Below are 8698 nucleotides of genomic sequence, written 5' to 3'. Positions count from 1 at the left end.
TCTCGGCGATCTCGCCGTTCACGGCGGCGACCGCCTCGAGCACGCCCTTGCCGAGATAGCGATCCGCGTCGCCGTCGCGCTTTTCGTTGGCCTCATAGGCGCCGGTCGACGCGCCGGACGGCACGGCCGCGCGGCCGAAGCTGCCGTCCGCGAGGGCGACATCGACCTCGACGGTCGGGTTCCCGCGGCTGTCGAGGATTTCGCGGGCACGGATATCGGCAATGGCAGTCATCGGAGAGACCTTTTCGGATACGGGCTATTGACCGCGTTGCTCTATCCATGCTGCGCCCGCGAAGCAAATGCTGTAAACTGGGGAAAAGCACGGAACATGATTGCGTTTCGTGCGCTTAATACACAGATAGAAGTTTCGTTACGGAGGAAGAATGATGGCGAGCAAGAAACCCGATCTGCCCGAGGGCACCGATACGGTTATCGACGTTCCGGCGGACGAGGCCGAAAAGGGCGCCGTGACCAAGGCGAAGGAACGCATCAGGGAAGAGGCGAGCAACCTCAAGACGCAGGCGACCCAGCAGGCGCGCGAATATGCGACGCAGGGCAAGGACAAGGCGACCGGCGCGATCAAGGACGTGTCGGCCGCGATGGACGATGCCGCCAAGTCGGTCGATCAGCGCCTCGGTGAGAGCTACGGCGAATATGCCCGCATGGCCGCCGGCGCCGTCGCGAGCTTCGCCGAAAAGCTTGAGGGCAAGGAAGTCGACGACATGCTGCGCGATGCGGAGAATTTCGTCCGCCGCAGCCCCGTCGTGGCGATCGGCATCGCCGCAGTCGCCGGGTTCGCGATCGCGCGGCTCGTGAAATCGGGTCTCGGAGAACGGGAAGAGGCATGAGCCAGGACGGCGACGATATCTCCTATCGGCGGATCGTCGCCGGACTGCTGGAGGACGGCGAGCAGTTCGCCAAGTCCCGGATAAAGCTGTACCGCGCGATCGTCCTGTACCGGGTGTCGCAGGCCCGGAAGGCGGCGGCGCTGATGGTCGTCGCGCTGTTGATCGCGGCGGCCGCGCTCGTCGCGCTGCTCATGGCGCTGGTCATTTCCCTGGCGCAGTTCACGGGCCCGCTCCTCTCCGGCATCATCGTCTGCGGTGTCGGCCTGACGATCGCCGGCCTGCTCGGCTATTGGGGCGTGAGGACGTTCCCTGATCTCGACGAGAAACTGTTCGACGACGACGAATTCGACGTCGCGCCTTCTCTCGCGGAGCATGACCAACTCGCCTCGCCGGCGGCGGAAGACGGGCGGATATCGTGAAAACCGCGGAAGAACGGCTCTACGACGCGCGCCGTGCGGAACGCGAGGCCCGTGCCAACTGGTTCCGGTCGCTCGGCATCGCCCAGGAGCACTTCGCGCCGGACGCCATCGCCAGAAATGCGATCGGCCAGATCAAGGACGGCGCGTCCGGGGCGGTCGACAAGGTTACCGGCGCCGCCCGCAGACGCCCGGGCACGATCGTCGCCGTCGGCGCGGCAATCGGCCTCTTGCTGTTGCGCAAGCCGATCGCGTCGGCGCTGCGCGGAAAATTTTCGAAGAAGGAGGCAACCGGAGAGGATTTCCGTTCGTTGCCAGAGCAAAGGATAAAAGGGCGCATTCAAGACGACGAACCGGCGCCCGTCACCATCATAACCGAGGAGGTTTGACCATGACCGTCAAGGAAACCGCAACCAAGGCCGGCGAAACCGTCCGCCAATCCTATCGCGCGACGCGCGCGCGGGCCGAAGAAGCATATGAAACAGCGGCCGCACGCACGGGCGAACTGTACGCGTCGGCGCGCGAACGCGCCGCCGGCGCCGGACGCCGCACGGCCGACACGGTCGAAAGCAACCCGCTCGCCGCGCTTGTCGGCGGGCTCGGCATCGGCATGCTGATCGGCGCGCTTCTTCCCCGCACCCGGCGCGAGACGGAACTGCTCGGCCCCTATGGCAGCGAGATCACCGGCCGTGCCCGCGAAGCGGCGGAAGCCGCCAAGGCGGTCGGACAGGAGAAGCTGGACGAGCTGGGTTTCGTCAAGGACACGGCCCGCGAGACCGCGAAGAAAGTCATGGAAGAAGCCAAGGCCGCCGCCACCGAGGCGAGCAGCGCCGCCGCGCGCAAGGCCCGCGGCGAAGGCTGACTGTCTGCGAGGTAACGAACAGTTCAATCCCGGTTCAGCCGGGAGAGGCTAAAACTCATAATCAACTGCAATAACAGGATTTTGAGACGATCATGACACGCTTTCCCAAGATTTTCCTCGCCGGCGCAATGGCGGCCGGCGCGGTTGCCGCGCCGGCGATCGTCGCGGCCCCGGCACATGCAGCGGTCAGCCAGTCCAGTCCTTCCGCCTTCGTGGAAAGCCTGGCCGCGGACGGGCTCGGTGCACTGCGTACCGGGAGTGCGGCCGAACGCCGCAGCCGGTTCCGCTCGCTGTTGGGCCAGCATTTCGCCGTGAACCAGATCGGCGACCGGCTGATCCGGCGCTGGCGCGACGATATCAGTGCGAGCCAGTACAGCGCCTATCAGCGCGCCCTGCCCGGCTTCATCCTCGGCACATATGCCGACCGGCTGTCGTCCTATGCGCGTGCCGATGTCGAGGTGACCAACGCCACGCAGCGCGGCAGCACCTATCTCGTGCAGACGCGGATCACCAACCCCGGCCAGCGTCCCGTAACCGCGATCTGGTACCTGACGCGTACCAACGGCAGCTACAAGGTCTACAATATGCGCGTTGCCGGAATTAACCTGACGCTCAACCAGGCGCAGGATTTCGACAGCTATATCCAGCGCAACGGTTTCGACCGGCTCGTCCGTTTCATGGAAAGCCGCGGGGCCTGAGCCCGCCGGACAATCGAAAGTTTGAAAGGCGGCGGTAGCAATATCGCCGCCTTTCGATTAAGGGGCGCGGCCATGAGCGAAAACAAACTCCATCTCGTGTTCGGCGGCCGGGTTTCCGACCCGCGCACGCTCGATTTCAACGATTTCAACTCCATGGACCTGGTCGGCATCTTCCCCAATTACGAAGCGGCCGAGGAGGCCTGGCGCTCCAAGGCGCAGGCGACCGTCGACGATGCCGAAATGAAATATGTCGTCGTCCATCTGCACCGGCTGCTCGAGCCCGAAATCATCGAACCGGCCCGGAAATAGGGCGTCCGCCCTAGCCGAAAATCGCGCCCAGGATCGGACGCATGGCCGCCAGCTGGCTCGCCAGCGGCCCGCTGCGCTTGGGCAGCGCGTCCTCGATATCGGCGCTGCGCGTCCGGTAATGGATGTGCAGGGACGGCGGTGGCAACATGTCCACATCGTCGAAATTCTTCGCTGCGATGAACGCGAGCCTCGGCGACAGCGGCATATCGGCCGTCGCGACCACCGGCTTCCCGCACCTTGCGCAGGTGCCGCGCTCGATGGCGGGCGGCGATTTGTGCCGCGCAAAGGCGATCGCCTCCGGCGTGTCGATCGCAACCCGGTCAGCGCGGATCACCGTGACGTCGGCGAACGGCGCGCGATAGACGGCCTGGCAGATCGTGCAGTGGCAGAAAAAGCGGTGGCGCGGCAATGCGGTCAGGGTCAGCCGGGCCGCACCGCATGAGCAGGATGCGCGGAAAACGCGGTCCGCCTCCTCAGACATCCCGATAGCGCCACATCAGCAGCGGCCGGGCCATCAGCAGCCCCGCGCCGAAGCCGAAGATATGCGCCATGATCGCCACCGGCGCGGGCGAACCATAAGTCGTCAGCCCGATCAGCAGCTGGATCACGATCCAGGCGCCGGCCAGCGAGGCGACGTGCCGCCAGCCGCCCACCCCGTTGCGCGGCTTCGAATAGAGCAGCGCATAGGCGCCGATGATCGCGGACACCGCGCCGCTCGCGCCGATCATCGGCCCCGCGCTCTCGGTGTTGAACAGGAAGTGACCGAGCGCCGCGACATAGGCGCCGACGATGTACAGCGCGATCAGGCCCCTGCTGCCCAACGCCTGTTCCACGCCCCGGCCGCAGACGAACATCAGCAGCATGTTGAAGGCGAGATGCATCGCATCGGCATGCAGCAGCGTCGCCGAAAGCGGCGTCAGCACGGCCGGCAACGCGCCGGGAATCGTGAAGCCCTCGTCGAACCGCAGCGGGATGAACCCGCCAAAGCCATAGGCCCAGCGTTCGAGCCCGAGCACCGCCACCAGCAGCCAGCAGGCCGCCGTGACGAGAATGATCCGGGTCGTCAGCGTCGATTGGGCGAGGCGCGTCTGCCAGTCCATGAAGCCGCTCCCCTGCCCTTTCGCCCTAAACGAACTCGATCTTCTCGATCAGGAAATATTTGTCGCCGGCGGGCACGGTGAACTCCACCTCGTCGCCCTTGCTGCGGCCGATCAGCGCGCGCGCCAGCGGCGAGCTGTACGAAATCCTGCCGGACTTGGCGTCCGCCTCGATCTCGCCGACGATCTGGTATTTGATCGGCTTGTCGTCCTCGTCGAGCAGGTGGACGGTCGCGCCGAACACGACCTTGTCGCCCGAAAGATCCTTCGGGTCGATGACCTGGGCGCGGGTCAGCCGGTCTTCATAGTCGGCGATCGTCGCCTCGATCTGACCCTGGCGTTCCTTCGCCGCGTGATATTCGGCGTTTTCCGAGAGATCGCCATGCGCGCGCGCTTCCTCGATCGCATCGATCACTTCGGGGCGCTCTACCTCTTTCAGGCGCTTCACCTCGGCATTCAGCTTTTCATAGCCTTCCAGCAACATCGGCATTTTTTCTATTGTCGCCATTGCCTTACCTTTCGTCAAAAAACTGCCGTGCAGCGGCCCGTCGGGGTCCGCCTGCTGTTTCCGCACAAATTGTCGGGATTAGCGTTCGGCAGTTGAATAATAGTCCTGTAGCGGCCGTACTTCAAGCTCCGTCGTGCGCAATGCGCCGATTGCCCTTACGGCGGCGGCGCTTGCGGGCGCCGTCGTGAAATAGGGAATCCGGTTGGAAACCGCGGATTTTCGGATCGACGCGCTGTCTTTCAGCGACTGCCAGCCTTCGGTCGTGTTGAAGATCAGGTCGATATCCCCGTCGACGATCGCATCGACGATATGCGGGCGGCCCTGCGCGACCTTGTTGATCCGCTGCGTTTCGACCCCATTGTCCTGCAGGAACTTCGCCGTACCGCCGGTTGCCACGATCGTGAAACCGTAGCCGACCATATCCCGGATCGCCGGAAGGATATGCGCCTTGTCGCTGTCCTTGACCGACACGAAGACGCGGCCCTCGCTCGGCAGGGTCGTGCCGCCCGCGAGCTGGGACTTGGCGAAGGCGGTCGGGAAATCGTCATCGATGCCCATCACCTCGCCCGTCGACTTCATTTCGGGCGAGAGCACCGGATCGGTGCCCTGGAAGCGCGCGAACGGGAACACCGCCTCCTTCACCGCGATATGGTCGATCGCGCGGTCGATCTTCGGCAGGTCTGCGAGCTTTTCGCCGGCCATGACGCGCGCCGCGATCTTGGCGACCGGATGGCCAATCGCCTTGGCGACGAAGGGAACGGTGCGGCTGGCGCGCGGATTGACCTCGATCAGATAGACCTCGCCGTCCTTCACGGCGAACTGGATGTTCATCAGGCCCCGGACCTTGAGCGCGATGGCCAGCGCCTCGGTCTGCCGCTCGATCTCGGCGATGATATCGTCGGACAGGCTGTAGGGCGGGATCGAACAGGCGCTGTCGCCCGAATGGACGCCGGCTTCCTCGATATGCTGGAGCACGCCGGCGACGATCACGTCGTCGCCATCGGATATCGCGTCGACATCGACCTCGATCGCGTCGCGCAGATACTGGTCGATCAGGACCGGGCTGTCGCCCGACACCTGCACCGCGGTCTGGATATAGTCCTCGAGCTGCGCATCGCTGTCGACGATCTCCATCGCGCGCCCGCCCAGGACGTAGGAGGGCCGCATCAGCACCGGATAGCCGATGCGCCGGGCCACCGCGAGCGCCTCTTCGCCGCTGCGCGCGATACCGTTTTCGGGCTGTTTCAGGTCGAGTTCGGCGACGAGATCGGCGAACCGCTCGCGGTCCTCGGCATGGTCGATCGCGTCGGGCGACGTGCCGAGGATCGGGATACCCGCCTCCTCGAGCGCTTTCGCCAGGTTGAGCGGCGTCTGGCCGCCGAACTGGACGATCACGCCCGCCAGCTCGCCCGACTGCTGCTCGACATGCAGGATCTCGAGCACGTCCTCGGCGGTCAGCGGCTCGAAATAGAGCCGGTCCGACGTGTCATAGTCGGTCGACACCGTTTCCGGGTTGCAGTTGATCATGATCGTCTCGAAGCCCTGCTCCTCGAGCGCGAAACAGGCATGGCAGCAGCAATAGTCGAACTCGATCCCCTGCCCGATCCGGTTCGGCCCGCCGCCGAGGATCACGACCTTTTTCCGGTCGCTGGGCTGCGCCTCGCATTCGGGCTCGCCGAAGCTCGGCGCCTCATAGGTCGAATACATATAGGGCGTCTTCGCCTCGAACTCGGCGGCGCAGGTGTCGATCCGCTTGAAGACCGGGCGGACGCCCAGCTTGTGGCGCAGCGCGCGCACCTGGCTTTCGGTCACCCCGCCCGCCATCGCCTGCAGCGCCTCGCCGATCAGCCCGGGGCTGTAGGCGGCCTTCTCCATGCCCTCGCGGATATGGGTCGAGGCCAGCGCCAGCCGCGCCAGCCGGTTGTCGGAGAAACCCATGGCTTTCAGCTTGCGCAGGCCCGCCGCATCGTTGGGCAGGCCGTTTTCGATCACGCCGCGCTCGGCCGCGACGATCTCGGCCAGCCGTTCGAGGAACCAGGGCTCGTATCTGGTGATCGCATGGACTTCCTCGACGCTCAGGCCTTCGCGCAAGGCCTGCGCCGTCACCAGCAGGCGGTCGGGCGAGACTTCGGAGAGCGCCGCCTCGATGCGCGCCTTGGGCGCGCCGACCAGATCGTCGACCCAGTTAAGGCCGACCAGCCCGGTCTCCAGCCCGCGCAGCGCCTTCTGCAAACTCTCGGTAAAGCTGCGGCCGATCGCCATGACCTCGCCGACCGATTTCATCGCCGTGCCCAGCACCGGCTCGGCGCCCTTGAACTTCTCGAAGGCGAAGCGCGGGATCTTGGTGACGACATAGTCGATCGTCGGCTCGAAGCTCGCGGGCGTCACGCCGGTGATGTCGTTGTCGATCTCGTCGAGCGTATAGCCGACCGCCAGTTTCGCCGCGACTTTCGCGATCGGGAAGCCCGTCGCCTTGGAGGCCAGCGCCGAGGAGCGCGAAACGCGCGGGTTCATCTCGATGACCACGAGCCGCCCGTCCTTCGGGTTCACGGCAAATTGCACGTTCGACCCGCCCGTCTCGACGCCGATCTCGCGCAGACAGGCAATCGATGCGTTGCGCATGATCTGATATTCCTTGTCCGTCAGCGTCAGCGCGGGCGCGATGGTGATGCTGTCGCCGGTATGGACGCCCATCGGATCGACATTCTCGATCGAGCAGATGATGATCGCATTGTCGTTTTTGTCGCGCACCACCTCCATCTCATATTCCTTCCAGCCGAGCACCGATTCCTCAATCAGCACTTCGCTGGTCGGGCTGGCGGAGAGGCCGCCGCGGACGATTTCCTCGAATTCCTCGCGGTTATAGGCGATCCCGCCGCCGGTGCCGCCCATGGTGAAGCTCGGCCGGATGATCGTCGGCAGCCCGACGAACGCCAAGCCTTCCAGCGCCTCGTCCATCGTATGCGCGATCATCGAGCGCGGGCTTTCGAGGCCGATCTTCGACATCGCTTCGCGGAAGCGCAGCCGGTCCTCGGCCTTGTCGATCGCATCGGCGTCCGCGCCGATCATCTCGACGCCGTATTTTTCGAGCGTGCCGTCCTGGTCGAGCGCCAGCGCCGTGTTGAGCGCCGTCTGCCCGCCCATCGTCGGCAGCAGGGCCAGCACGTCGTCGGGCCGCTCCGCGCGTTCCTTGGCGATGATCTTGGCGACGATTTCGGGCGTGATCGGCTCGACATAGGTCGCGTCCGCGAGCTCCGGATCGGTCATGATCGTCGCCGGGTTCGAATTGACGAGGATGATCCGATAGCCCCCTTCCTTGAGCGCCTTGACCGCCTGCGTCCCCGAATAATCGAACTCGCACGCCTGGCCGATAATGATCGGGCCAGCGCCGATGATAAGGATGGAGGAGATGTCGGTGCGTTTAGGCATGGGCGGGCATCTTGCACTGAGCCCTCTCACCCTTCAGGGGGAGAGGGTTGGGAGAGGGGGAATGACGAAACGGCATCCGGTCACACGACAACGCGCCAAGGAACTCCGGGCAAATATGACCCCGCCCGAACGCGCGCTCTGGGAAGCGCTCCGCGCCAACCGTCTCGGCGTTAAATTCCAGCGGCAAGTCGTCCTCGCTCCGTACATCGCCGATTTCGCTTGCCGCTCCGAACGGCTCGTCATCGAACTCGACGGCGACAGTCATGCCGCTCGGGAAAGCGAAGACGCGGCGCGGACTGCCGCTCTCGAAACGCGCGGCTACCGGGTACTGCGATTCACCAATGCCGAAGTCTTGAACAATATCGAAGGCGTCGCGCGCGACATACTTACAGCACTCGGACACGACCCGGACATCCCTCGCCCCCTCTAGGGGGAGAGGGAAGAGCCGCGAAGCGGCGAAGGGAGCGGGGGTAGTCCGTCTGCCTGAAACGCCGTGCCTGCGGACAGCACAGCCCCCCTCTCCCCAGCCCT

General features: G+C 65.0%; 11 protein-coding genes and 1 pseudogene. 7 read left to right on the top strand and 5 right to left on the bottom strand.

Annotation, left to right across the window (positions count from 1 at the left end; genetic code table 11):
- Window positions 1-232 (bottom strand): annotated as a pseudogene (gene eno / locus ACTS1X_RS08530) (phosphopyruvate hydratase); the annotation flags it as partial.
- A gap of 154 nt (window positions 233-386) precedes the next feature.
- Here eno and ACTS1X_RS08525 point away from each other — a divergent pair.
- The 6 genes from ACTS1X_RS08525 to ACTS1X_RS08500 all read left to right on the top strand — a co-directional run bounded on the left by ACTS1X_RS08525 (window position 387) and on the right by ACTS1X_RS08500 (window position 3133).
- Window positions 387-848 (top strand): hypothetical protein, encoded by a 462-nt coding sequence (locus ACTS1X_RS08525; RefSeq protein WP_442613963.1) that lies wholly within the window; start codon window positions 387-389, stop codon window positions 846-848.
- The gene (locus tag ACTS1X_RS08520) at window positions 845-1267 is read left to right on the top strand and encodes a phage holin family protein (protein ID WP_442613962.1); all 423 of its coding nucleotides are present in this window, start codon (window positions 845-847) and stop codon (window positions 1265-1267) included. The genes ACTS1X_RS08525 and ACTS1X_RS08520 overlap by 4 nt, the downstream gene beginning before the upstream one ends.
- Window positions 1264-1653: a hypothetical protein gene (locus tag ACTS1X_RS08515; protein WP_442613961.1), complete on the top strand. Its 390-nt coding sequence runs from the start codon at window positions 1264-1266 to the stop codon at window positions 1651-1653. Before ACTS1X_RS08520 ends, ACTS1X_RS08515 begins: the two co-directional genes overlap by 4 nt.
- 2 nt (window positions 1654-1655) lie before the next feature.
- Complete coding sequence (locus ACTS1X_RS08510; RefSeq protein ID WP_442613960.1) at window positions 1656-2126, top strand: hypothetical protein; 471 nt, start codon at window positions 1656-1658, stop codon at window positions 2124-2126.
- A gap of 92 nt (window positions 2127-2218) precedes the next feature.
- Complete coding sequence (locus ACTS1X_RS08505; RefSeq protein ID WP_442613959.1) at window positions 2219-2824, top strand: MlaC/ttg2D family ABC transporter substrate-binding protein; 606 nt, start codon at window positions 2219-2221, stop codon at window positions 2822-2824.
- A 72-nt stretch (window positions 2825-2896) separates the two neighbouring features.
- Window positions 2897-3133 carry a DUF4170 domain-containing protein gene (locus ACTS1X_RS08500; protein WP_442613958.1) on the top strand — a complete coding sequence of 79 codons (237 nt, stop codon included), beginning with the start codon at window positions 2897-2899 and terminating at the stop codon, window positions 3131-3133.
- Between the two features lie 10 nt (window positions 3134-3143).
- Here ACTS1X_RS08500 and ACTS1X_RS08495 read toward each other — a convergent pair whose 3' ends face one another.
- The 4 genes from ACTS1X_RS08495 to carB all read right to left on the bottom strand — a co-directional run bounded on the left by ACTS1X_RS08495 (window position 3144) and on the right by carB (window position 8167).
- Window positions 3144-3614, bottom strand: a complete 471-nt coding sequence (locus ACTS1X_RS08495; RefSeq protein WP_442613957.1) for a GFA family protein — start codon at window positions 3612-3614, stop codon at window positions 3144-3146.
- Window positions 3607-4233: a rhomboid family intramembrane serine protease gene (locus ACTS1X_RS08490; protein WP_442613956.1), complete on the bottom strand. Its 627-nt coding sequence runs from the start codon at window positions 4231-4233 to the stop codon at window positions 3607-3609. Before ACTS1X_RS08490 ends, ACTS1X_RS08495 begins: the two co-directional genes overlap by 8 nt.
- A 25-nt stretch (window positions 4234-4258) precedes the next feature.
- A complete protein-coding gene (gene greA, locus ACTS1X_RS08485; RefSeq protein ID WP_442613955.1) occupies window positions 4259-4738 on the bottom strand; it encodes a transcription elongation factor GreA in 480 nt (159 codons plus the stop codon).
- 78 nt (window positions 4739-4816) lie between these two features.
- Window positions 4817-8167 (bottom strand): carbamoyl-phosphate synthase large subunit, encoded by a 3351-nt coding sequence (carB, locus tag ACTS1X_RS08480; protein WP_442613954.1) that lies wholly within the window; start codon window positions 8165-8167, stop codon window positions 4817-4819.
- A 61-nt stretch (window positions 8168-8228) separates the two neighbouring features.
- On the opposite strand from carB, the gene ACTS1X_RS08475 reads away from it, so the two are divergent.
- Window positions 8229-8597: an endonuclease domain-containing protein gene (locus tag ACTS1X_RS08475; RefSeq protein WP_442613953.1), complete on the top strand. Its 369-nt coding sequence runs from the start codon at window positions 8229-8231 to the stop codon at window positions 8595-8597.
- Window positions 8598-8698: the final 101 nt, after the last annotated feature.

Origin of the sequence: Parasphingopyxis sp. (assembly GCF_052168275.1) — a bacterium.
In the GTDB taxonomy this organism is placed as follows: Bacteria; Pseudomonadota; Alphaproteobacteria; order Sphingomonadales; family Sphingomonadaceae; genus Parasphingopyxis.
The sequence above is the reverse complement of the archived record's forward strand: the minus strand, read 5'-3'. Positions and strand labels throughout refer to the sequence as shown.